The sequence below is a fragment of the Bacillus velezensis genome (genome assembly GCF_001461825.1).
GTDB classification, from domain to species: domain Bacteria; phylum Bacillota; class Bacilli; order Bacillales; family Bacillaceae; genus Bacillus; species Bacillus velezensis.
The window spans coordinates 66,808-92,245 of record NZ_LLZC01000008.1 but is presented as its reverse complement, the minus strand read 5'-3'; the positions used below and the strand labels follow the sequence as shown (position 1 = coordinate 92,245).

Annotated in this window: 23 protein-coding genes; 5 read left to right on the top strand and 18 right to left on the bottom strand. The window is 48.7% G+C overall.

Translation table 11 applies throughout. The features are described 5' to 3' along the window. The first annotated feature begins 49 nt into the window (after nucleotides 1–49). The gene (locus AR442_RS19765) at nucleotides 50–160 is read left to right on the top strand and encodes a YfhE family protein (protein ID WP_003155504.1); all 111 of its coding nucleotides are present in this window, start codon (nucleotides 50–52) and stop codon (nucleotides 158–160) included. A gap of 70 nt (nucleotides 161–230) precedes the next feature. After that, nucleotides 231–422, top strand: coding sequence for a YfhD family protein (locus AR442_RS03815; RefSeq protein WP_003155508.1), 192 nt, complete (start codon nucleotides 231–233; stop codon nucleotides 420–422). Between the two features lie 39 nt (nucleotides 423–461). Here the strand turns inward: AR442_RS03815 and AR442_RS03810 are convergent, their stop codons facing one another. From AR442_RS03810 to mprF, 3 genes are all read right to left on the bottom strand, one after another. Then, complete coding sequence (locus AR442_RS03810; RefSeq protein ID WP_007408549.1) at nucleotides 462–1,046, bottom strand: nitroreductase family protein; 585 nt, start codon at nucleotides 1,044–1,046, stop codon at nucleotides 462–464. A gap of 76 nt (nucleotides 1,047–1,122) precedes the next feature. Then, on the bottom strand, nucleotides 1,123–2,007 hold the full coding sequence (locus tag AR442_RS03805) for a PhzF family phenazine biosynthesis isomerase (RefSeq protein ID WP_053285209.1): 885 nt from the start codon (nucleotides 2,005–2,007) through the stop codon (nucleotides 1,123–1,125). Nucleotides 2,008–2,100: 93 nt separating this feature from the next. Further along, nucleotides 2,101–4,671 (bottom strand): bifunctional lysylphosphatidylglycerol flippase/synthetase MprF, encoded by a 2,571-nt coding sequence (mprF, locus tag AR442_RS03800; RefSeq protein WP_053285210.1) that lies wholly within the window; start codon nucleotides 4,669–4,671, stop codon nucleotides 2,101–2,103. A 168-nt stretch (nucleotides 4,672–4,839) separates the two neighbouring features. Between mprF and AR442_RS03795 the strand changes: the two genes are divergently transcribed. Both AR442_RS03795 and AR442_RS03790 read left to right on the top strand, forming a co-directional pair. Then, nucleotides 4,840–5,322 carry a MarR family transcriptional regulator gene (locus AR442_RS03795; RefSeq protein WP_014417231.1) on the top strand — a complete coding sequence of 161 codons (483 nt, stop codon included), beginning with the start codon at nucleotides 4,840–4,842 and terminating at the stop codon, nucleotides 5,320–5,322. A 109-nt stretch (nucleotides 5,323–5,431) separates the two neighbouring features. Then, the gene (locus AR442_RS03790; RefSeq protein WP_014417230.1) at nucleotides 5,432–7,024 is read left to right on the top strand and encodes an MFS transporter; all 1,593 of its coding nucleotides are present in this window, start codon (nucleotides 5,432–5,434) and stop codon (nucleotides 7,022–7,024) included. Here AR442_RS03790 and bstA read toward each other — a convergent pair. The 5 genes from bstA to AR442_RS03765 all read right to left on the bottom strand — a co-directional run bounded on the left by bstA (nucleotide 6,984) and on the right by AR442_RS03765 (nucleotide 12,179). Next, entirely contained in the window at nucleotides 6,984–7,526 is a 543-nt protein-coding gene (gene bstA, locus AR442_RS03785; RefSeq protein ID WP_022552779.1) for a bacillithiol transferase BstA, read from the bottom strand. The genes AR442_RS03790 and bstA overlap by 41 nt on opposite strands. A gap of 23 nt (nucleotides 7,527–7,549) precedes the next feature. Beyond that, on the bottom strand, nucleotides 7,550–7,822 hold the full coding sequence (locus tag AR442_RS03780) for a ribonuclease inhibitor Barstar (RefSeq protein WP_007408543.1): 273 nt from the start codon (nucleotides 7,820–7,822) through the stop codon (nucleotides 7,550–7,552). A gap of 22 nt (nucleotides 7,823–7,844) precedes the next feature. Beyond that, entirely contained in the window at nucleotides 7,845–10,256 is a 2,412-nt protein-coding gene (locus AR442_RS03775) for a PEP/pyruvate-binding domain-containing protein (protein WP_022552778.1), read from the bottom strand. A gap of 241 nt (nucleotides 10,257–10,497) precedes the next feature. After that, complete coding sequence (locus tag AR442_RS03770) at nucleotides 10,498–11,586, bottom strand: acyltransferase family protein (protein WP_053285211.1); 1,089 nt, start codon at nucleotides 11,584–11,586, stop codon at nucleotides 10,498–10,500. After that, nucleotides 11,577–12,179 carry an NAD(P)H-dependent oxidoreductase gene (locus AR442_RS03765; RefSeq protein ID WP_007408540.1) on the bottom strand — a complete coding sequence of 201 codons (603 nt, stop codon included), beginning with the start codon at nucleotides 12,177–12,179 and terminating at the stop codon, nucleotides 11,577–11,579. Before AR442_RS03765 ends, AR442_RS03770 begins: the two co-directional genes overlap by 10 nt. Before the next feature lie 233 nt (nucleotides 12,180–12,412). On the opposite strand from AR442_RS03765, the gene AR442_RS03760 reads away from it, so the two are divergent. Then, on the top strand, nucleotides 12,413–12,964 hold the full coding sequence (locus tag AR442_RS03760; RefSeq protein ID WP_014417225.1) for a PadR family transcriptional regulator: 552 nt from the start codon (nucleotides 12,413–12,415) through the stop codon (nucleotides 12,962–12,964). A gap of 37 nt (nucleotides 12,965–13,001) precedes the next feature. On the opposite strand, the gene cyoE is transcribed toward AR442_RS03760, so the two are convergent. The 10 genes from cyoE to AR442_RS03710 all read right to left on the bottom strand — a co-directional run bounded on the left by cyoE (nucleotide 13,002) and on the right by AR442_RS03710 (nucleotide 25,437). Next, the gene (gene cyoE, locus AR442_RS03755; RefSeq protein WP_053285212.1) at nucleotides 13,002–13,949 is read right to left on the bottom strand and encodes a heme o synthase; all 948 of its coding nucleotides are present in this window, start codon (nucleotides 13,947–13,949) and stop codon (nucleotides 13,002–13,004) included. Between the two features lie 363 nt (nucleotides 13,950–14,312). Further along, nucleotides 14,313–15,170, bottom strand: a complete 858-nt coding sequence (gene catE / locus AR442_RS03750; RefSeq protein ID WP_014417223.1) for a catechol 2,3-dioxygenase — start codon at nucleotides 15,168–15,170, stop codon at nucleotides 14,313–14,315. A 16-nt stretch (nucleotides 15,171–15,186) separates the two neighbouring features. After that, nucleotides 15,187–15,591 (bottom strand): DoxX family oxidoreductase CatD, encoded by a 405-nt coding sequence (locus AR442_RS03745; RefSeq protein ID WP_012117101.1) that lies wholly within the window; start codon nucleotides 15,589–15,591, stop codon nucleotides 15,187–15,189. A gap of 167 nt (nucleotides 15,592–15,758) precedes the next feature. Next, nucleotides 15,759–17,576 carry an ABC transporter ATP-binding protein gene (locus tag AR442_RS03740; protein WP_053285213.1) on the bottom strand — a complete coding sequence of 606 codons (1,818 nt, stop codon included), beginning with the start codon at nucleotides 17,574–17,576 and terminating at the stop codon, nucleotides 15,759–15,761. Next, nucleotides 17,557–19,290, bottom strand: coding sequence for an ABC transporter ATP-binding protein (locus AR442_RS03735; RefSeq protein ID WP_053285214.1), 1,734 nt, complete (start codon nucleotides 19,288–19,290; stop codon nucleotides 17,557–17,559). The genes AR442_RS03740 and AR442_RS03735 overlap by 20 nt, the downstream gene beginning before the upstream one ends. A gap of 137 nt (nucleotides 19,291–19,427) precedes the next feature. Beyond that, nucleotides 19,428–21,014: an alpha-glucoside-specific PTS transporter subunit IIBC gene (locus tag AR442_RS03730; RefSeq protein ID WP_053285215.1), complete on the bottom strand. Its 1,587-nt coding sequence runs from the start codon at nucleotides 21,012–21,014 to the stop codon at nucleotides 19,428–19,430. Nucleotides 21,015–21,030: 16 nt separating this feature from the next. Beyond that, nucleotides 21,031–21,792: a MurR/RpiR family transcriptional regulator gene (locus AR442_RS03725; protein WP_014417219.1), complete on the bottom strand. Its 762-nt coding sequence runs from the start codon at nucleotides 21,790–21,792 to the stop codon at nucleotides 21,031–21,033. A 68-nt stretch (nucleotides 21,793–21,860) separates the two neighbouring features. Further along, nucleotides 21,861–23,210 (bottom strand): maltose-6'-phosphate glucosidase, encoded by a 1,350-nt coding sequence (gene glvA / locus AR442_RS03720; RefSeq protein ID WP_053285216.1) that lies wholly within the window; start codon nucleotides 23,208–23,210, stop codon nucleotides 21,861–21,863. 170 nt (nucleotides 23,211–23,380) lie between these two features. After that, nucleotides 23,381–23,563, bottom strand: coding sequence for an H-type small acid-soluble spore protein (locus tag AR442_RS03715; protein WP_003155535.1), 183 nt, complete (start codon nucleotides 23,561–23,563; stop codon nucleotides 23,381–23,383). Between the two features lie 65 nt (nucleotides 23,564–23,628). Beyond that, the gene (locus tag AR442_RS03710) at nucleotides 23,629–25,437 is read right to left on the bottom strand and encodes a sigma-54-dependent Fis family transcriptional regulator (protein ID WP_053285217.1); all 1,809 of its coding nucleotides are present in this window, start codon (nucleotides 25,435–25,437) and stop codon (nucleotides 23,629–23,631) included. Between the last annotated feature and the right edge of the window lies 1 nt (nucleotide 25,438).

The window sequence follows — 25,438 nt, the reverse complement described above, 5'->3', positions numbered from 1 at the left end:
ATAAAAGCCAATCCTATTGGTATTCTGTTTTGAAGGAGGGTCTTCTTTTATGGAAAAGAAGCGCGAAAAACATCAACAGGGAGCCAATCTGAAAAAAATGCAGGAAGTCCTTTATTCCGGTGAATTCAAAAAAGCGGAAAGAGCAGCCAAACGGAAATAAACTGAATAAAGATCGGGACCGGGCAGATACTATGTTTGTTTGATATCACTTTTTTCAGGGGGCGATTGATATGGGCAGAAATCATACTCACAAAAACCGTGATAAAAACAAACAAAAACTTCCTCAAGTTCCGGATGCTTTGAAACGCGAAACAGACGGCACATATGAGGAATATTCAAGCGAGCTTGCTGATTCCGCTGACCGTGAAGCGCAGGCGCGGATGAAAGCCGCTGACAACAGAGCTAAAAGCAAAACCCGCTAATACGAAATCCCCGCCTCTGTATAGAGACGGGGATTTTTTTTACAGTTCGGTAAACAGGCTTTTTGCCGGCGTCCGTTCTTTCGCCTTAGGCTGTTCATCCGGATAGCCCGTTTGAATGATGGCGGCAAAGCGCTCATTGTCAGCAAGGCCGAAGTCTTGGTGCACCTGTTTGTCATACATAATGCGGCCGCTTTTCCAGACCATGCCGATGCCGTTTTCATGTGCGAGAAGCTGAAGGTTTTGAATCATGCCGCTCAGCGCCGCGAAATCATCGTTTCTCGTAAATTCATTTTCATCTTCTTTTAAGACGACCAGCAAAAATCCCGGAACGGCGCTGAGATTTTTTCTCATATTCCGCTCTTTTTCCTCGTTGAAATCATCTTTTATCTTTTTGAAAAATGAGACGTAGCTGTCCGCAAGCTTTGCTTTTCCCGCTTCGCTTGCTGCGTAGATAAAACGCCACGGCTCCGTCAGTCTGTGGTTCGGTGCGTAAACGGCCGTTTCAAGCATATCTAATATGACTTCAGAAGGTACGGTTTCCGGTTTAAACGACCGGATGGATCTTCTGTTTCTGATTGTATGTGCAAGACTTTCGTTTTGCTGTAATTGTTCGGTTTTCGGCATGCCGATTCACCTTCCTATCCAAATGAAAATGATTATCATTTATAATATAACGGATACGACCGGCTTTTGTAAACCGTTACGGAAGCTGAAAATTGATTGTTTCGGCATACACGGCCGTTCCCGTCATCTCGATGTTCATCTTTTCGTTATCTTCTGTAATCCTGATTTCCACTTTTCCGTCTTTCCCGATTTCATGGCCTTGTTCAATCGTGAGGCATTCGGCTTCGGAGCCTCCGTATTGCCGCATATAGGCCGCCATGACGCCTGAAGCGGTTCCCGTGACCGGATCTTCGGTCGTACCGGAGAAAGGGGAAGAAAAATGGCGTCCGTGCAGATCACTTTCCGGATGAACGGTTTCCAGAGAAAACGGATGAACGCTCGCTTTCGGAAGATCGCGCAAAATAGCGGGGAATTGTGCGTTGTCCGGCACCATATTCCGTGATGCTTTAAGTGATCTCAGCGGAACAATCAGTGTCCAGATCCCCGTTGATCCGTAAACAATCGGCAGCCCGCTGTGAAAATCCTCAGCCGTAATCCCGAGCGAGGCCGCAAGCTTTTCTTTGTCGCCCGTAAACGGCAGAAATTGCGGGGGAGCCTGTTCGAGCGTGATGTATACCCGGCCGTTTCGTTCAGCGGCTTTTACGGGAAGAATGCCGGCTTTTGTTTCAATTTGATATGCCTGATCAGCCTGAAGCCTTCCCTTTTCAATTAATGCGTAAAGAGAGGCGACAGTAGCATGTCCGCATAAATTCATTTCATGGCCGGGTGTAAAATAGCGGATGCGCAGATCGGCTTCTCCGCTTTTACAGAGAAATGAGGTTTCATTGTACCCTGCCATTTCGGCGATCATCTGCATCTCTTCATCTGAATAATCATCTCCGTTAAAGACGATTCCCGCGGGATTTCCCAAATCCGGAATATCGGAAAACGCTTCATATTTAAACACGGTTGCCTGTTTCATTCATCAGCCTTCCTTTCACCTTATGATCATGTTATTCAGTATAACAGAGTGAAATTAGAATTTTTAGTCAATTATTCAAAAAAAAAGACGCCTTTAACGGCGTCTTTTTTTGGTTTTTCCGATCAGGCGGGTGACGAGGATCATCGTGACGGACAGCGATCTGTTTTTGCGGTACGCCAAGTATTTCCCGCGCCACTCCGGTTTGTATTTTTCTTTAAAGGCCCGCAGCCCGCTGAAGCTGTACATATACCGGACGTTGTTGAAGATGACGGCCGCGATTCTTTCCGACCAGAAAGATGTAAAAGCCGTACCTACGTTTGACAAAGGCGCCATGCCCATATTGAAGGTGGTATAGCCTTTTTCCTGCGCCCAGAGAAACAGACGGATGAAAAGCGCGTCCATAATACCGTTCGGCGCGCTTTTCCGATAACGCATCAAGTCGACTGATATCTCGCCTTCCTGATACATCGGCATCAGGTTGGCAAAAGCGATGATCTCCCCTTCCGCGTCTTTCACGTAAGCAATCGGCGCCTGTTCCAGATAATCCCGGTCGAAGAAACCGAGGGAAAAACCTTTCTCTTTTTTCGGACCGAGCCATTCGTCCGAAATGTCTTTCAGCTTGGCGATAAACTCGGAGGAAAACGGCGGTTCCCCGACATGGAACGTGTAGCCTTCGCGGTCAAATTTGTTGTTAATCGCCCGCAGCCCCGCTTTTTTCTTACCTGACAGCGTAAATGCCTCCATATCCACGAACGCTTCTTCTCCAAGCTTGAAGAAGTTATAGCCGAAGTCATGGTACAGCGCCAGATCTTCACGTTCGATCTGATAAAACATGACACTCAGCCCCTGCTTATGCGCTTCATTCAGAAATTCCTCAATCACAAGCGGAAAAGAGTCTCTCTGTCCTGACGGATCACCGAGCACGACAAGCCTTCTGGAAATCTGGCTGAACAATAAAAGCGCTTTGCCGTCGCTTGAGAAATAAAACCGCTTATCCCCGAGAAAGCCGAGATGGCTGAGGGCATTTCCGCCTTCTTCCGCCAAAAAGGACTTCAGCCGTTCAGGATCGGCCTCTTCTCCGATCGGCTTCGATCTTTTATGATAAAAGAACGTAAACACAAGGAAAAACAGCGGCACAACAATAATGGCCGTCATCGTGGCATATGTAATGTGCGAATTGTTATGGACGAAATAGTCGTGGCGAAGGAGCCGATTCATTTTATCCCAAATAAAGCCGGCAATGAGATTGTAGTTAAACAAGGCGATAATAAACAGAGCGGCCGCAAAAATCATCTGGCCGAGCGTATACGATGCCTGCTCTCTGATAAACTGCCGCTTTAACAGCACAAGCAATACGATGACGACAGGCAGAATAAAGATCGCGCTGATATTCATTCCTTTTAAGAAACTGAACACAAAACCGCCGACCAGCGCGGCAACCGCCATTGAATAAGAACGTTTCGTCCGTTTGTATAATTCAATCGGCAAAATTAATAGAATCAAAGCCGCGCTTAGCGATAACCCGTTAAACGCAAGGAGCGCCGGGCGCGGAATGTGCGGAATGACCGTCTCCCTGTCGATCGGCAGGGCGACGGACGCAAGCACGACGACTCCCGACACGAAAACCAAAAGCGACAGCGAACCGTAAAGCACCCTGATCAAGATAGCGCGCTGGAATACGAGAAGCACGTTCGTCGTTTCCACGGCAGGCGCCATCTTCGGATTTGATTCCAGCCGTTTCAGCGTATTTTCCGTTAAGTCGCCGGCCGCAAAGAACAGCCCGAACACAAACGGAATAAATGAATACACAATCCGGTAGATGACGATGGATGTCACGACCGCCTCCTGCGGAAAGCCCATATTCTGCATGCCGAGCAGAAACAGAAGGTCAAACGAACCGAATCCTCCCGGCACAAGGCTGATGATTCCCCCGATAGCGGCAATGGCAAATACCCCGAATACATGGCGGACATCCGCGTGAATTCCCATGACATACAGAGAATAATACATGACGACAGCCGCCGCGAACCATTCGGCAAACGATGCCCCGATGTAAGAAAAAACCGGATGCCTCGGTTTTGCTTCACCGTCTTCTGCGCCAGCTTTTTTATTGTTGATCCCAGCGGCGATTAAGGCTGCCGGCACAATAAGCGCCACTCCCGCGATAACAGCCCACAACCACGGTTTCTCACCTGTAATCTCTCCAACCGGCAGAACCCGGGCGATGGTCAGAATACTGAAGACGGACAGCCCGAGCAGCGCTGAGGACGTAAGCCAGGCGATGCCTGCGACGAGGCGTTTTACGTCATTCGTATGTTCTTTGTAAAGCATCGTCCGCAGCCCGACGCCCGCCAGACCGCCGAATCCAAGGACATTGTTAAAGGAATTGGCGATAAAGGAGACCCTGAATACTTTCCAATTCGGAATGTTGAGGCGAAGCGTCCGTTTCAGCACAAAGTCATAAAAGGACATCGCGCTGACGGCAAGAAGGCCGAGCAGAACGAGAATAAATAAATCGTAACGCTCAATCCCGTTAATAATGTACAGCGTTCGTTTAAAAGAAAGGTCTGTCAATTCCTTTTTGGACTGATAAATGACTAAAAGCAAAACTGCAATAGGAAATAATACTTTTAATATCGATAAGGCATTCTTTTTAGTCAGCAATGTTCTCTCCAATCATCATAAAATAGCTTATTTATTATAATTCCCCCAATAATCTCCAACATATTATACACTACCACCTCACATTCAAACAAAACTCGCCTGCAACTTTCTTTCTCTGATTAAAATCAGTAATATGGTATGCAGGAGTATGAATGAGGAAGTGAGACGATGGATTATAATCTGCATGATACAACGGTATTAGGCGGCGATATTTTTTCTCCTGAGGAACGGGATATTTGGGTGCTGTACATGAAAGTGATGACATCGGCGGGACTCGGCGATGTGTCGGAGTGGATGAAGCTTGATATGAGCATGCCGCAAATGAAGGTGCTGATGCTTCTGAACAACCACGGGACGCTTAAGGTGAGTGACATAGCGGAGAAAATGGGCGCTTCCCTTTCAAATACGACGGGGCTCCTTGACCGTTTAGAAAAATCATGTTTCATTACACGCGCTCCGTCAGAAGAAGACCGCCGTTCAGTCGTCGTTCAATTAACGGAAAACGCGAAAGATATTTTCCGCAGCCTTTATCAAAAAGGACATGTAAAATTGAAGCGTTCATTGGAAACGCTGACCGCTGAAGAAAAACAAACGGTCAATCAAGGGCTTGCCATTTTGGCAAGAGCGCTTGATTCTTCCAAACAGGGATAGAGATGAAAAAGGCCTGCCTGTATCGGCGGCCTTTTTTTGTTTGACATTTAATTCACTTGAAGTGAATAATATATTCGAAGTGAATTAAAAAACGGAAGGATTGATCAGTATGCCGGAGCCATTGCAAACAGAAAAAAACCAGAGCCGGGCCATCACTCTCTTTACGATCGGTGTGTTCATGGCGGCGCTGGACAACGGAATTATTTCCGCTGCTCTGACGACGATTAACAGCTCTTTTGATGTTTCTCCTTCATGGGGATCGTGGGGAGTGACCCTTTACACATTGGGACTCAGTGTCAGTGTGCCGATTGTCGGCAAGCTGTCGGACCGATACGGGCGGAAAAAGCTGTTTATGATTGAAGTCGGGCTGTTCGGACTCGGCTCTTTGCTTGTCGCACTCAGTCAGAGCTTCCCGATGTTTTTGGCGGCACGGCTCATTCAGGCGCTTGGCGGCGGCGGAATTTTTATAATCGGGAGTTCGCATGTGCTGGCCGTGCTTCCGAAGGAGAAACAGGGGAAAGCTCTCGGGCTTTTAGGGGCGATGAACGGTATGGCGGCCGTCCTCGGACCGAATATCGGGAGCTTTTTGCTTGATGTAACCGGGTCGTGGCATTGGCTGTTCTTAATTAACCTGCCGATTGCCGCCGCTTTGGTTGTGTGCGGCGGTTTGTTTATCGCTGAAACGAAAGAGCCTGGGGCGAAACGGCTTGACCTCGCCGGCACAATGCTGCTGTCTCTTGCGATCTTATCTTGCATGATCGGTATCACGAATCTCAATGGGGCGAAGCTGTCAGAAAGCATAATGGACGTAAAGGTGTACGGGTATCTTTTGGGATCGGCACTTCTCTTTCTGGTGCTGCTTAAGGTCGAAAAGCGGGTTGAAAACCGAGGGGGCGATCCGATTCTCGCCTACTCGCTGCTGCAAAATAAAGTGTTTCAATGGACGCTCGTCATCGGATTTTTATCGGGAGGGCTGCTCGCTGCGGTCATTTTTATTCCTTCTTATGCGGAGCAATATTTGCACGTATCGGCGGAGAAAGCGGGTTATTGGATGACGCCGCTCGCGTTGGCGTCAGGAATCGGAGCGTGGCTCGGCGGGGCGATCACGGATAAAAAAGGGCCGGTCTTTTCCGCGGTTGTATCAGGCGCCATCGCATTTGTCGGCTTCAGCCTGTTTCCGTTATGGGTGACGGATAAATGGGAATTTGTCACAGCGAGTGTCATTGCGGGGATCGGTTTCGGATTTCTGCTCGGGGCTCCGCTGAATGTGCTTGTATCAGAAACGGCGGGCCAAAACAAAGGAACAGCGCTCGGCACGCTGTCACTCGTAAGGCAGGTCGGGCTGACGCTCGCTCCGGCTTTATATGCCGGCTTCATTACAGCGGGCTTTGACCGGATCGGAGATGACATCAAAAACCGTTTAGCGAAAAGCGGCATTCCCGCTGATCAGGCGCAAACGCCCGATATCGGCGGCGGACTTTCTTCGTTGCAGGAGCAGGTAAGCCGAATCCCCGTTCCCGCCGTCAAAAAAGCGGTTTCTGATGCGATTGAAGCAGGCATTTCCAGCGGCTACCACCATCTTTATACGGCAGCCGCCGTCATTTCATTATGCACGATTGTGTCTGCGGCTGTTTTGGCGTTTTTCCGGAAGCCGGCATCCTCTAAGACAGATGCCAGCCCATCCGCCGGGAAAGCTCAGTAATATGGGCGATGTGATGTTCAGAGTGCCAGACATATAGTCCGAGCGCCTGTTCCAGCGTAACCGTCTCTTTAGATACAGGATGGAAGTATGTCCGTTTGAATTGGGCTTCCGTCATGGAGCGCAAAAGAGCGGCCCATCTTCTGTGCAGGAGCGTTAACAGCTCAAGCGCATCCCCGCAAGCGGCGGTTTTGGAATCATGAAGATCGGCCCAGCCTTTTTCATCATAAGGGCGGATTTCCGGTTCATTCTCCGTTAAGCTCAATTTAAACCGGGTATAGCCGTTCATGTGGCTGTCCGCCAGATGGTGAACCACTTGGCGGACAGTCCATCCCCCTTCGCGGTACGGCGTATCAAGCTGACTGTCCGACATCGCTCTGACAGCTTGTTTCAGTTTGGCCGGAGCGTGTTCGAGCGCATTGATCCATTCTTGTTTCTGTCCGGCCGAAATCGATTCAGCCGGCTGATACTCTCCAATCGGATAGCTGAGGGTTTGTTTTTCCATTTTTGTCTCTCCCGTTGATCGTATTATGAAAGTATGATGGTGATGTCGCAGCCTTCCGCTTTCGCTTCACGAAAGACCTGTAGCACACTCTCGGCACCATTTTCTGTAAGCTGCTTGCTTTGTTCAAACTGTCTCCATTCCAAAACAAGCGGGTACTCCACCCAGCCGGTCAGACAATCCCATAAAGCGTCAAGGTTTTCACCGTAGTATTCAGGAAGGGCAAGTTCCTTTTTCAATGTCTGATGCAGGTCGCTCATACTTCTGATTTGCTCCCCGTTAATAACTGCTTTATTCATGCGCGGCTCCTTTCCCATGATTTTATTCTATCAGTTTACCATTTTCCTCTTCAGAAGTGGCCGGAGTCTGCCGCGGTTCCAGCTGGACGATGCCTTGCCCGCCGTCAACGGCCACCCTGTCCCCCGTTTTCAGTTTTGACGTTGCATTTCCGCACCCTACAACGGCAGGAATCCCAAGTTCCCGGGCGACGATCGCCGCGTGGGACAAAGGGGCGCCGACGTCCGTTATGATGGCAGCCGCTCTTGGAAAAAGCGGGGTCCAGCCTACATTGGTTGTCGTAGTCACTAAAATTTCCCCCGCCGCAAAAGAATCCCCGTCTTCCGGAGCATCAAGGACACGGACAATGCCCTCCACTTTCCCGGCCGCTCCCGCGAAACCTTTTAAAGTATGCGCATCATCAGTTTCCGCAGGCATAAAAGCATCGTAATAATCCGCTCTTCTGTCAGGCTCCTCAGCCCATTTAAACGGATTGAATCTTCCGTTAATAACGGATGGGAACGGCGGCAGTTTTTTATAGGTTTCATAGTTTTGCTTTCTCGCTTGAATCGACGCAACCGCCGGCTCTTTCCCCGCGAGCAGATCGGTTATTTCATGCAGATACAAGAAAAAAATATCGTCCTTCATGCCGGTCATTTCCGCCGCTCTGAGCGCGAATGCTCTGGCTGTCCGGTACACCCTGACAAATTCGGATCTGGTTGTTTCTCTAATATTCGCGTATTCTGACGCTTTTTCCATTTTGGCTTTGAGCCATTTGACCTTATGAGGAAACTTTTCTTCAAATCTTCGGAAGGCCTGTTCATGCGCCCGCTGCTGTTTCAAAAGCAGTTGTTCGGCATCAATACCCGACTCCTTGTGTTCTTTGATCTGCTTCGTCAGCCAATCCCGGTTTTCTCCCGGATGCGGTATGGAAAGTTCGTATTCATGCGGGCCTCGGTGGCCTTGGTTCCTGAGATATTCTTCCTCGCTCATACGGCCTTTCATGACTTGATCAATGCCGATAATCGGCTCCAGGCTGGCCAGTCCGCCTTTTCCCCTCAGATTGGAAAGCAGGAGATTCGCATCTTCTATCCCTGCGAGTTTTGTTAATTGGGAGGTTAATGACGAAGAGGATTGCGCAGAATCACGCCCGCCGGATATTAACGCAAACCACGCGTTGCATAAATACGGATAGACCTCATCATTCCATATCGCTAATAATGCCCGCTCCGTTTCGGCACGTTTCAGCTTTTCCTCAATATTCCGGCACCACTCCGGCGATTCGTCCAAATAGGAGGACATGTTTTTTTTCGCGTGCTTCATTTTCGACAGATACGGTTTCAGTTTTTTCGGGATGATCTTCAAAAGTTCATACTTTGAGAACGGATATAAAGGAATCTTCATTTCCGCCGGGATTTCTCCCAATGTATCGCTCATCATTTTTCCTATTTTTCCGCCTTTCGGATTCAGACCGAAAGCGGCGAGAACGGAAAGAGGCTGGCTCATATTGTTATAGGCTCTGCCGCAAATATTGCCGGACCAGACATAATAGCCCGGAATGATGCCCGACTCTTCATCCAGATTCCGGAGGAGCGACCATGTCAGCGGCGTCATCACATCGGGAATCGCTTCTCCTATATTTGTGTTTGTCCATAAAAAATCACCGCTGAAAGAATCATTCCATTCATAGGTTTCCAGATTTCCGGCTTGTAAGGTCGTAATCGGGCGGGATTGAAGAATATACAATGTCCCGCCCGCGGCGGCCCATTCAATATCCTGCGGCCCTCCAAGATCTTTTTCCAGCTTTTTCGCCAGTTTATAGAGCGTTGACGCATATTTGCGAAATTCTGCGGGGCCGTCATATTTTTTCTTAGGCCGTGCCAGTTTAAAAGAATAGGCATCAGCTTCCCCGGAAACGAGCTGCTCCCCGAGACCGTAGACGTAATTGCCTGTCATCTCCCGCCTGCTCCCCGTAATCGGATCTGCGGTAAACAGCACTCCGGATATCTCAGACGGTATCATCAGCTGGATGACGATTGCGATTTCATGCTCATCTTCCATTCCCTGAACGGCGCTGTACGCTTTTACCCTTTCTGACTGTACCGATCGGCGGACTTCATCAATCGCCCTGGACATGTCTTGATCTGTTTTGACATTCAACACCGTATCGAATTCTCCGGCAAAGGAAGCCTGAGCGGAATCCTCGCTCAGCGCGGATGAGCGTACGGCAAACAACGCAGATGCATGGCGGCTGCGGATGGAATTCACATATTGATCAATAGCCTCTCTCGCCTGATGACGGAGCTGTCCGTCCTGAAAGGCTGACGGCAAAATCACAAACCCTTCAGGCACAGGATACCCGCTTTGATACATTTTAGAGAGAATGCTTCCTTTTCCCCCCGCAAAGGAATAAAGTTCGGCCGGAAGTTCTCCGAATGTTTTGACACAGTCATTCATAATGTCCCCGCTCCTTTTTAGTCGTTCATCCAAGCTCACAGTTTTTCTCTTTTTCACTTTTTTTGAAAGTATTTCCTATAAGTATACATTATATCGGTCTTCACAAGGGAGAAAATCGATGGCGTTATTTTGTCATAAATGCATCCGTCAAAACGGCCGCAGGCGGGGGCTTTGTTTGCAGGATGTACAACTTGATAAATCGGACCCGTATCAAAAAGGCGGCCGAAACGCCGCCTTTTTTTCAGACTGTGCGGCCTTGATGCGCCGCCGTATTTCTTTTGGTCTGCTTCGGCTGATACACTTTCCCGACAAACAGGTATCCGTATCTGAAATGGTTGCACACCCAAGATACGAAAATGGGACCGAGCGTGCAGATCAAAAATAAAAGAAGGATGGCAGCTGGCAAAGACATTGACCGCAAATAGCCTTCCAGAAGATATCCGCTGATTAAAAAGTAGGAGTGCAGCAGATAGATTGAAAACGAATAGTTGCTGATCATCATCACAATCGCGGGCACTTTTTTGAGCTTTGAAAACAGATGAAAACACAGAAAGATCATACTGACCGCGTAAATCATAATATCCGGACGCTTAGAGGAAATGGAGCCGCCGCTGATATATGAAACGGCCACAATCAATATTGCCGATACGGCCGCACTGAAGTAAACCGCATAACGGTACTGATTGATGAGCGCTAAAAAACGCGGATATTCCTTTCCGCAATAAAATGCCAGACAGAAATAAAACACCCAGCCCGGAAACGGAACCCAAAAGAACGGAAAAATAGAATCAAGCCCCGATGATGCCGGCGGATGAAAGATGGAAAAGTAAGCCAGATAGACAGCGTTGATGATAAATGAAACAGACAGCACCCACACGGGAGATGTGTTGTTCAGCCAGCGGTGCAGCAGCATATGGAGAATGTAAAATTGAAAGATCACAAGAATGAAGTAGCCGATGAAGTTTCCTAAAAACACATTTTCTAAAAATTTACCGATCACTGAAACGAATCCGGCTCCTTCTTCCGCCACGCTTTTCATTAAAATGGCATCCACCGCGGCAATAAACAGAAACGGCACGAAAATGACTTTGCCCCTTTTCTTTAAAAAACCAGCGGGAACGCCTCCCGGGTATGACCTGGCAAGCAGAAATTCCGAAATAAAGATAAACGCCGGCGTGCTGAACATCAACAGGGTCCGAAAAGCATCAACCGTATGGGCGGCACTGGCTAAGGACTCTTCCTGAATCATCAGCACCATTGAAACAACGTGAAGCAGAACGACACTTAAACAGGACAGGCAGCGAATCACGAAAATTTCTTTTATCTGCATGCGGCCGCTCCTTTTTCACAAGCGCGCCGGACTTTAGCGTATGCTTGGCGCAGCCATTTTTCCCGCAGCTCGGGTGTGCTCGTTTTGACGACAGAAAAAAGGTTCCGCTCGGCTTTTTGAATGCCGCAAAATTGCAGAATGCCTTTTTTCAGCGTAATCCAGTCCGAGTTTTTCCGGAACCACTTTAAGTACCAGCCCGGGGAATCCGCCGTATAAAAGACCTGTGCCGTCTCTGCCCGGAGCAGTCCTTTTACGCGGCCGTTTTCATATGTGTAGGCTTCTCCGGCGACAAGCACTCTGTCAAAAAAGCCTTTCATAATCGCCGGAACGCCTCCCCACCACAGCGGGTAGATGAAAATGAGATGATCCGCTTCTTTCATCAGTTTCCGGTATTTCTTCGTTTCAGCGTCCCGGTTCATGTCAGAGCGCTTTTTTTCGCCGCCGTACTTCAGCACGGGATCAAATTGGTCGGCGTATAAGTCAATGACCGTATAGCTTTGGCCGCTGTCCTTTAAAGCCATGACGACGTATTTTACGAGAGCCGCATTGAAACTGTTCTCATCCGGGTTTGCATACACAATCACCGTCTTCATATGTCCCTCCCAGTATTTATTAATTTTTACAATGATTATATCATGTTGTCATATGAATGAGGCAAAGACATGAGAAAGGCTTTTTCCGGTACTGCTGCCGTTTCGATAACCCCTTTCTGCATATTTTCGCTGATTTTGCCGCCGCAGATTCAATGACAAGCATCCGGCACTTCTGCGTTTTTGAGCGGCGGTATGGTATACTAGCTGTCAAATGAATGGGCTTGGAGGACAACATGAGAATTTTAAAGTACGCGATTTTAGGGCTTTTGCGAAAAGGCGAATTGAGCGGATATGATATATCGAGCTATTTTAAGGAAGAGCTCGGCCAGTTTTGGAGCGCAAAGCACAGCCAGATTTATCCGGAATTAAAAAAACTGACGGCTGAGGGATTTATTACGTTTCGCACTGCGATTCAAGGAACGAAGCTTGAGAAAAAAATGTACACGCTGACTGGCAAGGGAGAGCTGGAGCTTGCTGCCTGGCTGACGAAAAAAGACCCGATTCCGGAAACGGTGAAGGATGAATTTATGCTGAAGGCTTATTTCATCTCAGCTTTGACGCAGGAAGAAGCGGATGAACTATTCACCGATCAGCTCGTAAAGCGGAAGGAGAAATTGTCCGATCTGGAAAACAGTTATCAAGAACTGATGACATCGTCCGCGGAGGCGGATTCTTTTTCTTCTCCTGATTTCGGCCATTATCTCGTACTGACAAAAGCGCTTGAGCGGGAACGGAATTATATTTCCTGGCTTGAAGATATTTTGGCTCTCATCAAAAAAGCATAAACAAAACGGGGCGGCTCTGTATCTGCAGGCCGCCTGTTTACGTTCTGAGAACCGCATTGATAAACGAATCAGCCATTAAAATAAGAAAAAGCAGACTGAAATACACAATCGAATAAAAAAACATCCCCTTCGACCATTGCGTGTCATCCGCCGCCTGAAAGCCTTTGACGCTCCGGTACAGCCAGATGGCTCCGAGCAGGAGAGCGGACGCGGTATAAAACGGGCTGACGTCTATATAAAGAGGAACGAGCAGCGAAACCGCAGTCAGAACGGCGATATAGCGCAGCATTTTTATTTTTGTGACGCGATTGCCTTTTATGATCGGCAAAAGCGGAATGCCGGCGGCACGATACTCTTCCTTTCGCCTGATTCCGATCGCCCAGAAATGCGGCGGCTGCCACAAAAACATAATCGCGTATAACAAAATCGCGGGCATATCAATGTACCCGGTCAGCGCGCAATAACCGATTAAAGGCGGAGCCGCCCCCGGAAAGCTGCCGACAAATGTGCTCCAGACGGATTGTCTTTTAAACCAAAGCGTATAAACGACGGCATACAGCAAAAATGCAAGCAGCCCAAGAACGGCGGTCAGTACATTTAGCGAAGCAAGCATGATGAATCCGCATGCGCCGAGACATGTGCCGTACAGGATCATGACCGGCGGCGGTATTCTCCCCGTGACGCTTGCGCGGGTGCGGGTTCGCGCCATCTTTGCGTCCATGCCGCGGTCAAAGAAGTTATTAAAAACAGTGCTTGATGCCATGACTAACGCCGTTCCGATCATAGCAACCGCCATGGCGGCAAATATACCGGGCCCTCCGCCCGTCCTTTCCGGCTGAAGCCATGCGATCCAAAATCCGCCCAATGCGGCGAGTGAATTTGAGATGATAATCCCCGGTTTGGCAAGAATGATAAAGTCCTTGACCGTCATCCGGTTTCCGTTATGCTTCATAGACTGTTCCGTCTGTGCTGCATTTGAGTTCATTTGTTCAGGTTCTCCTTTTTCGGCTTATCATATCAGGAAGAATCAGGAAGTACAATTGTTTTGGACATTTTTCACACAATTGTAAATTGTGTACGAAAAGCCGCATCTTGTGACCGGATGCGGCTTTTGCCTTTTTCTATTCAAAGTCTGCCCATACGGCTCCCCGATCTGCTGAACGGACACAGTTTTCAATCCAGCGGATGCCCTGAGCTCGGGCCGGCGATGGCGGCCTCTACGCGTCATTTTTGCGCCTCACTGAGATGTTCGCTCTCTTAAGTCACAGATGTTCTTCTTTACCGAGCCTTTTCAAGAAAACTTCAGAAAAATAAAAACCCTTGCCGGTTAGACGGCAAGGGTTGTTTCTTACAGTGTAAATGCGATATCCGCCCCTGATACAGGGTCTTTGACGAATACGCCCTCTTCTTTTTCTTCGATCTCAAAGCCGGCATCGGTCAGCGCTTTTGTCACACGTGACAGCTCTTTTTGATGCGGCAGCGCGATGGTGTAATAATCCAGCCCGCTTGCATTTCCCGGTTTCGGCGGCGCATGTTTTCCGGCCCATATATTCAGACCGATGTGATGGTGATACCCTCCCGCCGAAACAAACAGAGCGGACATGCCCGCGTAATTGCCGACAATGTCAAAACCGAGAATATCGGTGTAAAACGCTTTGGCTTCCTGTAAGTCCGTCACATGAAGATGGATGTGGCCGATAACAGTTCCTTCTGGGAGACGGCTTTTCCGTTCAGCTCCGGCTTCTTCCAAAAGCCCGTCCACATCGACGGGCGCCGTTTGCATGACATAATTGCCCTCTGCATCCCGGCGCCACGTGCTGCGGGGACGATCGGCGTATATTTCAATACCGTTGCCGTCCGGATCAGACAGGTAAAGAGCCTCACTGACCGCGTGATCCCCCTGACCGAGCGCGATGCCGTTTTCAATCAGCCTGGCCAATGCGATGCCGAGTTCTTTCCGGTCAGGCAGAAGTATCGCGAAATGGTACAGGCCGGTGACAGACCGCTCCGGCAGAACGACGGCGCTTGGATTTTCTTCAAGCACCAGCAGAACGCGTTTTCCGTCTGCTGACAGTCTTGCTGAACGATCTGTCTGCGAGATGACTTGAAAGCCGATTACATTCCGGTAAAAGTCGAGCGAGCGTTCCATATTTTTAATGGTCAATTTGACATAACCGATTGCCGTATCTTGATGAATGCCGGTCATTTGAACGCCTTCTTTCTTATGCTGAAAAAGTTTCTCCCTTTTTTGATTTGAAAAGGAGCTGATCCAATGAAAGCAGACGGCTTCCTGAAAGCGCTAAGTGAATTGACGCAACCAGTAAGATGAAATCAAATTCCGATCCGCCCATAAATGGTGAGGAAAGCTTCGCCGTGAAAATGGCGCCGACTAATGTGACGGCAAACAGAACGCCGATAATGCGCGTTGCCAAACCGAAAAAGATCAGAACCCCGCCGACAAGCTCAATCGTCGCGATGACATAGACCATAAAGGCCGGAATCCCGATGCTCTGGAAAAATTGCGCAGTTCCTTCCAACCCTTGAAACTTGGATAAACCGTGAACAAAAAAGATAATACCTGTTACAACCCTTAAAAGCAGTGTTCCTGTTTCGAATGATTTATTCATAAAATCCTCCTTGAAAATTATTATCACTTACTTTATGTAAGCTAGTATATATACATAACTTATTTACGTCAAGTAATTTTGTTACATTTAACGAAAATAACTTAAAAGTACTATTTGCCTTCGCGAAAAAAAGACCTCCGCACTCTGTCGGAGGTCTTTTTCCCTATCTATGATTCCCGGAACTGGCTTTCATATAATTCTTGGTAAAACCCGTTCTGGCTGAGAAGTTCGGCATGGGTCCCTTTTTCAGCCATTTCGCCGTCTTTCAGTACAAGAATCTGATCGGCTTTTTGAATCGTGTTCAGCCTGTGAGCGATGATGACGCTTGTTCTGCCCGCCATTAAACGGCCGAGCGCTTCTTGTATTTTCACTTCCGTCACCGTATCAATGTTGCTCGTCGCTTCATCCAAAATGAGCAGCACCGGGTCCGCCAGCACAGCTCTCGCGATGGAAATAAGCTGTTTTTGTCCTTGGCTGATGCCCGCGCCGTTTTGGGTAAGGACGGTATCGTAGCCTTTCGGGAGCCGTTCGATGAATCCGTGGGCATTGGCGGCTTTTGCGGCTGCCTCCACCTCTTGATCAGATGCGTCCAGACGGCCGTAACGGATATTTTCCCTGATGGTGCCCTGAAAGAGAAAGGAATCCTGCAGGACAAACCCCATGTTTTTTCTCAGACTGGATCTCGTCAGTTTTTTGATGTCCGTTCCGTCAATGAGAATTTTCCCGTTATTCGGCTCGTAAAAACGGGCGATCAGGCTCGTAACGGTTGTTTTACCCGCTCCGGTCGGTCCGACGAAGGCGATTGACTGTCCTTTCGGAACGCTGAAGGACAGGTGTTTTAAGATCAGGCTGTCTTCCTGATAGCCGAAGGAGACATCTCGGAATTCAATTTCTCCCGTTTTGATCGGCTGGTACAGCGCATGCTCTTCATCTTCCCGCTCCTCTTTTTCATCCAGCACGTCAAACACCCGTTCAGCCCCGGCGATGGCCGATAACATCGTATTGAACTGATTGGCTAAATCATTTAAAGGGCGCGTGAACTGCCGCGAGTATTCGGCGAATACGACGATGGAACCGATTGAAATCCACCCCTTCAGCGCAAACAGCCCGCCGACCGCCGCTATAATCGTAAAGCTTAAATTGTTTAAAGAGTTCATTACTTTCGGAATGAATCCCGAAATTGTCTGCGCCCAAAACCCCGATGACTGTAACGCCGCGTTTTTTTCTAAAAATTGTTCCATGACGCGGTCTTCCCTCGAATAGGCTTTAATGACCTTCGCCCCTGATATCGACTCTTCAATAAAACCGTTCAGCTCGCCGAGGTTTTTCTGCTGCTGTTTAAACAGCAGTCCCGTCCGGTTGGTGATCCATTTAATGCTCAAAAGCATGATCGGAATAATCAAAAGCGTGATCAATGTTAAAAGCGGACTCATGTACAGCATGACGGCGATTGTGCCGACGAATGTAATGACGCTCGACAGCACTTGAATGACGGATGTATTTAAAGTGGAGCTGACATTTTCGATATCATTGGTGACCCGGCTCATCAAGTCCCCGAGCCGCTGTTTATCAAAAAACGGAATCGGCAGCTCATGCAGATGGGTAAACAGCTCGCTCCGCATTTTAAACACGATGCTTTGCGAGATATTGATCATCCAATAGTTTTGAAACCATAAGGACAATGATTGCACGAGGTAAATCCCAAACAAGATGAACAGCACCCCCGCCAATCCGTCTGTCGTCTGTCCGACGATAAAATGATCAATCGCTTTCCCGATGACGAACGGTCCGAGCAGGCCGAATATGGCGCTTATGACTACCATGATGATCACAAGGGTTAAAAGCCCTTTTTTCTCGGCTACATAAGACCAGATTCTGCGCAGCGTGCCTTTTGTATCTTTTGCTTTCGCGCGTTTTCTGCCGCCTTCATTTGATTTGAGCGGTATTTTCGGATATCGGAAAGGTTTACGAATGTCTTTTTGCATTGTCAGCTCCCTCCTTTCCGAATTGTGATTCATAAATCTGCCGGTACAGATGAGACTGTGCCATCAGCTCTTTGTGCGTGCCTTTGGCCAGCAGTTCGCCGTCTTCAAGCAATAAGATGGTGTCAGCCTTCATCGCAGTCGTTATTTTCTGCGTAATAATCAGTGTCGTGCATTCATAGGATCTGATCGCTTGTAAAAGCTTCGCTTCCGTCTGAAGATCGAGCGCGCTCGTACTGTCATCTAACAGCAGGAGGGACGGCTTTCTGATAAAAGCGCGCGCGATGGAAATCCGCTGCTTCTGCCCGCCTGACAAATTGACGCCCCGCTGTCCCAGCACCGTGTCGTATCCGTTTGACAGCTTCATAATCGTGTCATGGATTTGCGCGTCTTTGGCCGCTTCCATTACTTCATCTAGTGAAGCATCCTCCCGCCCCCAGGCGATATTTTCACGGATTGTGCCCGAAAACAGAAGCACTTCCTGCGGAACATAGCCGATTTCCCTGCGCAGCCCGCAAGCGGAGAATTCACCGATCGGTTTGCCGTCTATGAAAATACTGCCCGAATCAGCCGTGTACAGGCGCGGAATCAGCTGAAAAAGCGTTGATTTCCCTGAACCTGTCGCGCCCATAATGGCAACCGTTTCTTTCGGGCTGGCAGAAAAGGACACGTGATGCAGCGCGTCTTTTTCCATGCCCGGATAGCGGAAGGACACTTCGCGAAACTCAATCCCGCCTGCAAGCGCCCGTGCCGGGTCCTGCCCCGTTCCCTCGCCGCCTTCTGTTTCCAGCACCTCGCCGATTCTTTCTCCGGAAGCCTTCGCCCGGGAAAATACCATGGTGAGAAAAGGAAGGACGGACAGCGCGCCTGTAATCCGCGTCGCATAGTTAATGACGGAAACGACATCGCCGACCTGCGCTCCGCCCTGAGCAATGCTTTTGGCGCCGAACCATAAGATAAACAAAATGCAAATGTTCATCAGCAGCATTAAAATCGGCATCGCCGCTTCCACGAGACGAAAAGCGGAGACCGTTTTTTCCATCAGCTTCGTATTCGATTTCAAAAAACGTTTCACTTCGTGGTTTGCACGGAGGAGCGCTTTAATCAGTTTGATCGCCGTCAGGTTTTCCTGCATGATCGTGTTGACCTGATCAAGCCGCTTTTGCACAGACCGAAACAGCGCGCCGCCTCTTTTCAGCACCCACAGCAAAAACAAAAGCAAAATCGGCACCGTGATCAGCAGAAAAAACCCGAGTTTCGCATTGACGGTCAGCGAGAGAATAATGCCGCCCGCGATCATTAACGGCGCACGAAGCATAAACCGGAGACTCATAAAAAGCATATTCTGGACCTGTGTCACATCGTTTGTCAGCCGGGTGATAAACGATGTGGATGAGAATTGCGCAAACGTCGAATAAGAGAAGGATTGAATTTTTTGAAAAAGCCCTTTTCGCGTATCATACGCATAGCTCTGGCTGATGTGGGCGGAGTAGAATGAATTTAAAATGCCCGATGCGAATGAAACAGCGGTCAGTCCGATCATCACGCCGCCCCACAGCCAAACCGTACCGAGATCCTGCTTTAAAATTCCTTCGTCAATGATTTTCCCGATCAGCAGGGGCTGTATCAGCTCTACCGCAAGCTCGATGAGCATGAAAAACAGAGCGATTCCCGCCAAAAGAGAATACGGTTTTACATATGATAAAGCCTTTGACATGTGTAAGCCTCCAAATCCTTTGTTCAATATTATTATTTTATGCCTTTCCGGCAAATGAATAAAGAAATTTGGTGTGCCGTTTTTTCAATAATCTGCGAAAAAGATAAAACCTTCCCGGGGAGGGGAAGGTTTTGACCTTATTGATCCAATTGCTGTTCAATACGCTCCCGCATTTGCGGAACGCCTAATCCGACAATGACCTGAAGCGCCCTGCCTTTTCTGACGACGCCGTGGGCTCCCAGCTCTCTGAAATCGGCGTCACTTTTGACCTTTGATTCATCAGCGACAGTGACGCGGAGACGGGTGGCGCAGTTGGTGACCTCCGTAATATTGTCCTTTCCGCCCAGCGCTTCAATATACAAAGCGGCTGTATCCCGCTGTGTTTCGTCTGCCGCCGCTGTTTCTTTTGAAGCCTGCTTCCGTTCTCTGTACTCCTTTTTCGAATAGAGCTTTGTTTCCTGCCCTTCCTCTTTTTCTCTGCCCGGTGTGGCGATGTTGAATTTGAGAATGAGGAAACGGAAGACGAAAAAGTAAATAGCGGTAAAACACAACCCGATGATGATCTGGTATACATACGTCAAGCCGTGGCTTGACGCCAGCGGGATCCAGTTCAAGGTCGCAGCTTCGATCAAACCGCCTCCCATATTTCCGACGACGCCGGCCATATACATGACGGTTGCCATGGAAGCGGCAAGCAAAGCATGAACCGCAAATAAAAACGGCGAGATAAAAAGGAATGTAAATTCAATCGGCTCTGTAATTCCCGCGACAATGGACGTTAAGGTGACCGGAATCAAAAGGCCGGCGACGATTTTTTTCTTTTCCTTTGAAGCCGTGACGTAAAAAGCGAGCGCGATTCCCGGAATGCCGAAGATTTTCGAGTTGCCGTGAAGCGCGAATCCCCCCTGCGGGAACAATTCTTTCAGCGGTTTGACGCTTTGAGAGTATTCCCCGAGATGCTGCGCCCAATAGGTGACGATACCGCCTTCAGCCACAGCCGGACCGTAAATAAACGGCGAGTAAATAAAATGATGCAGACCGGTCGGGATTAAAATCCGCTCCAGGAACGTGTAAATCCACACGCCGATCGCCCCGGAAGAAACGAGAAAACTTTGCAGCGATCCGATTCCGGACTGAACCATCGGCCATACGTATGCCACCGCAAGTGAAATCGGTATCATAATGAAGAAAGAAATGATAACGATGTATGAAGATCCTTGAAAAATCCCCAGAAAATCCGGCAGTTTTTTATCAAAATAACGATTGTGCAAATACACGACAATAGATGAAATAAAGATGGCGCCGATAATATTCGTATCAAGCGTTTTGATGCCGGCGATCATCGTCAGCCCGCTCGTTCCGCCGGCTTCCTGAGTCATATCGACATGAAAAGCCCCGCCCCAAACCGTCAGAATCGCATTGATAAAGTAATTGAATGTCAGATAAACTGTAAGCGCTTCCAAGCAGGCCCGTGCCTGCGCTTTTTTCGCTAAAGCGACAGGTATGCCGATCGCAAACAGGAGCGGCATTTGATTAAAGACGGTCCAGCCGCCCTGTTCAATGACGTACCAGCATTGATACCAAAGCCCGTCAGGATCAGCCAGCGGCCCCATCAGCGTTTTATTTTTAAACAGCGTACTCAGACCGACAACAATACCGGAAAATGCAAATAATAAAACAGGCACAAACATCGCGCTGCCGAAGCGCTGGACTTTTTGCATCATTTCACGTGACCTCCCGCTATTTATCAAAATTTTCGAGCTCTTTATAATCAACATATGCACGGAATAACGCTTCGCCCACCAGAAAAAACGGGGCAAATGCGACGATTTCCGTTTTATCGCTTAACGTCACCGGCTTGCTGGTCGCATAAAGATTATACGGCGTCGTTTGCGCCAGTACGTTGTTTTTCAGATTGGTGATTGAAATAAACGGAACTCCCTTTGCGGACAGGGTCCTTACCTGCGGAATTAATTCGGGTGTTTCACCTGATAAAGAAATAATGATGAATACGTCATCAACCTTAAAATCATCACACATGATATCAAACTCTATAATGTCCTGAATTAAAATCAGATACTTCCGCCGGGATACAAACATCCGCTGCAGCTCACGGGCGCACACCCTCTGAGCCGTGCCCGATCCGTAAACGAAAATCCGTTTTGCTTCATCTATCAGCCGGCACATCTCCGTCATATCTTTTGACTTCACGTATTTTACATTGGCTTCAATATCATCCAGCAGCTTTTCAAACGTCATATTCTCGCCCTCTTCAGGCTGATCCTCCCATTTCAGAAAAACCCGGAATTCACTGTAGCCGCTGAAGCCCAGTTTTTGGGCGAGCCGCAGGATGGAAGACCGAGAGACATTGCAGGCTTTCGCCATGTCATTGATACCGAGATGGTAGCACGTATGTTTATGATTCAATATATATTTTAAAATATAAAAATCGTTGTCATTTAATTTCGCGTAATGCTGGTTAACCAGTTCTTCAAGACTCATCCCAAAAATCCCCCCGTTTTCTTTCTATTATATAGAATAACAGATAAAGAAAACGGGGACGATTGTCATCAAGAAATATGAGATGGACTTACATCAAGTTCAGGCCAGTAGTCCTTATTAGCCTCCATCAGATCTTCAAGAATCAGTTTTGCCACACGGGCGTTCGGCACTGTTTTTGACAGGATCAGCGCCTGCCACAGCTTTTGAAATGACCGCTCTTCCCACGCTTCAGCCGTCAGTTTTTCGACAGACACCTGCTGTTCCATCAGGCCTTTTTGAAATTGCGGTATGTTCCCGATTGAGAGCGGTTCAGGTCCGTTTGAACCTACGAGACAAGGAATCTCAACCATGGCTGACGGATCAAAGTTTGCGATCGCGCCGTTATTTTCAACGATTAACAGCATTCTCTCCCCTGTGTTGTAAGCGATGGCCCGGGCAAGGTCGACGATATAGGAAGCATGATCATCAATTTTAATTTCACTGTTCTCCGATGATTGTTCGCGCGTAATCATATCGCATTGGCTGAAAATGAAAGCTTCGCGCCCTTCCATGACTTCGTTGGCTCTCGTATGGTTCGGGTTTGATTTTTTCACCATATCATCCGGGAATAAGTAATATTGCAGATATGTGTTCGGAAGCGTATCCGGGTCAGCCGCCTGAACGTCGCGCGCTTTTTTGAATGTGTCATTCCAGCTTGCTTCAGTCTGTTCAACCTCCGTCTTCGGAACGTAGCCGTATTCACGGACATGCTCTTTCAGCTTCGGCATTAAATCATTGCCATGCCGGTCTGTGATGGACGTCCACCAGCCAAAGTGGTTCAAGCCGTAGTAACGGACGTTCATTTCTTTCCGTGAAGATAATCCGAGGATGTTCGCCATGCGATCCTCAATTCCGACCGGCATGTCGCAGATGTTCAATATTTTTGAATTCGGTCTGAGGCGCCGTGTAGCTTCAGCCACAATCGCCGCCGGATTGGAGTAATTCAGCATCCATGCGTCAGGCGAGTACGTTTCCATATAATCAAGAATCTCCAGAACACCGCCGATAGAGCGCATGCCGTATGCGATTCCGCCCGGCCCGCATGTTTCCTGGCCGACCACGCCGTACTTCAGCGGGATTTGTTCATCGAGTGCGCGCATCGCATATTTTCCGACGCGGATATGCGCCATGACGAAGTCAACATCCGTAAAAGCCGTCTCTGGGTCATCAGTCGCCAAAAATTCAATGTCCGGCGCTTTTTCTTTTATGAATACCTCACACGCACCCGCAATCCGCTCCTGCCTTTCTTTATCATTGTCATAAAGTTTCAGCTTTCTGATCGGAAACTCTTCCAGGTGATTCAAAAGCATTAATACAATTCCGGGGGTAAATGTGCTGCCGCCGCCTGCAATAACGATTGAGAATGATTTGTCTGTCATGTGAAGCCCTCCTCTGATAACGTTTACATTTTATTTATATCATGAGAAGGTCCGATCTGTACCGGGTTTGGAGGAGTTAGATCATTTAATCATTTTTAGTTATTTTTCTCAAAAAGCGGGAAAGTTCCCACAGGTACGAAAGAGGCCTGCTGTCATCAGCAGACCCATTCTCAAAAATGCTCTTGTAAATCAGAAAGCAGCACTTCCTGCTCAAATTGTGGATTTCCGATCGGAAAAATTCTGGCTGTTTCCTTGTCTTCGTTGACATGCTGAATATAAATCGGGACTCCTTCATATGTCACATACGCCATGGCGGCGGATTCCGAAATGTCTTTCGCACGCTGTGTATTCACGTTTCAAACCTCCTTTAGGCCTCACACATAACGTGTCCGGCAGCCAAGAGAAGTATGCTTGTTTCTTACAATTGTCCGGCGGTGAGTTTGAATTTTTTGAGGCGTTTGTAAAACGTGCTCCGCGGGATTCCGGCCATTTTGGCGGCCAGCGTGACATTCCCCTTCGCTGATTCAAGCGCGTTTACGATGATGTTTTTCTGAATGTGCTCCCGGATGGAGACGGGGGACGCTTCTTCCTGTTCATAAGACTCGGCCGCCTCTTTAAGACCTGACGCTTCAAGCAGGGCTGCGATGGGGCGCCCTGACAGCCGTCCGTCCGGGAACATGACGGAAAGACGTTCAAATACATTAAACAATTCCCTGATATTCCCCGGCCATTTCCGGCTCTTTAATAGGTCTAAAAAGTCATCAGGAAGCTCCCCCCGCCAGCCGCGATTTCGCTGAAATTCAAGGAAGAGTCCGGGAATGTCTTCGGTGCGTTCTCTTAATGGAGGGAGATGGATCGGACAGACGTGAAGCCGGTAAAATAAATCTTCTCTCAGCTTTTTGCATTCGACAAGCTGTCTCAGATCAGTGTGGGTGGCAGTGATGATTCTGATGTCGACGGGAATCTCTTTTGTCCCGCCGACCGGGGTGACTTTCCGTTCCTGCAGCACCCGTAACAGAGCGACCTGCATGGAGTGTGATATTTCTCCGATTTCATCGAGGAAAAGCGTGCCTTTATCGGCTTTTTGCAAAGCGCCGTTATGTCCTTTCCGTTTGGCCCCGGTGAAGGCGCCTTCCGAGTAGCCGAACAGTTCGCTTTCAATCAGCTTTTCGGGGACCGCTCCGCAATTGACGGCGATAAACGGACCGTTTTTCCTGGAGCTGTTGTTGTGAATCGCCCGGGCGGCAACCTCCTTTCCCGTCCCGGTTTCTCCCGTAAGACAGACGGTTGCGTCCGTTCGGGCGACAAGCTCCAGCTGCTGGAGCATATGTCGGGATGACGGGCTTTTGCCTGCCGCACCATGGAATATAAAAGAAGGCTTTTCTTCTCGTTTGGACAAGTAAATGCACGTGTAGCCGTTCTCCTCCCGCTTCGCCTGCTTGATGTGAAAGCCCTGTTCCTCAAGCTCGCGCAGCGTATGTCCGGTAAAATGCTGAACGGGACGGCTTGCGGCGATAACCCGGCTCATTTCATTGCAAAGCACGATCGGATCGTGAGACCGGGTAAGCCCGGCGAATTTGCTGATCATGTCAAGTTCTGTCATTTTGATCTTTAGGGCAAGCTCCCGTTCCGCCGTATAAGCGATGGAGGAGGCAATTCCGAGCATAAAAGGCTGAGCGCGGGCGGCGGGGCAGGAAATATCAATGACACCCGCCAGCCGTCCGTCTTCATAACGGATCGGCGCGGCGGAACAGCTCCATTGATGAGAAGCGAGCGAATAATGTTCAGAGCCGTGTATCATGACCGGCTCATTTGTATAAAGAGCCGTCCCGATCGCATTCGTGCCGACGGCCGTTTCCGTCCAGCGGGCGCCTTTTAAGAAATTGATGCGGTTCGCTTCATGAATGGTGCGCGGGTGGCCGTCAACTGAATGGACAACGCCGTCTGAATCAATCAGGAGAACCATCATTTCCATTTCCCGCATTGCCGTTTTCATTCTTTCTGCATACGGCGTTGAGGCCGCTAAAAATAACGCATGCTTTTCGGCCTGCCTTTCTAAATGATCTGCCGGCATTACATTCGGCCCCTTTTCGAGATAAGGGTTGACGTCGGCTTTTTTGCAGCGGTGCCATGAGGCCGCCACCCGCTTCTGAATACGGGATTCATCAAGCACGCCTTCTTTCACAAAGCGCTTCCAGGTTTTAAAATCATTCCGAATGACATTCATT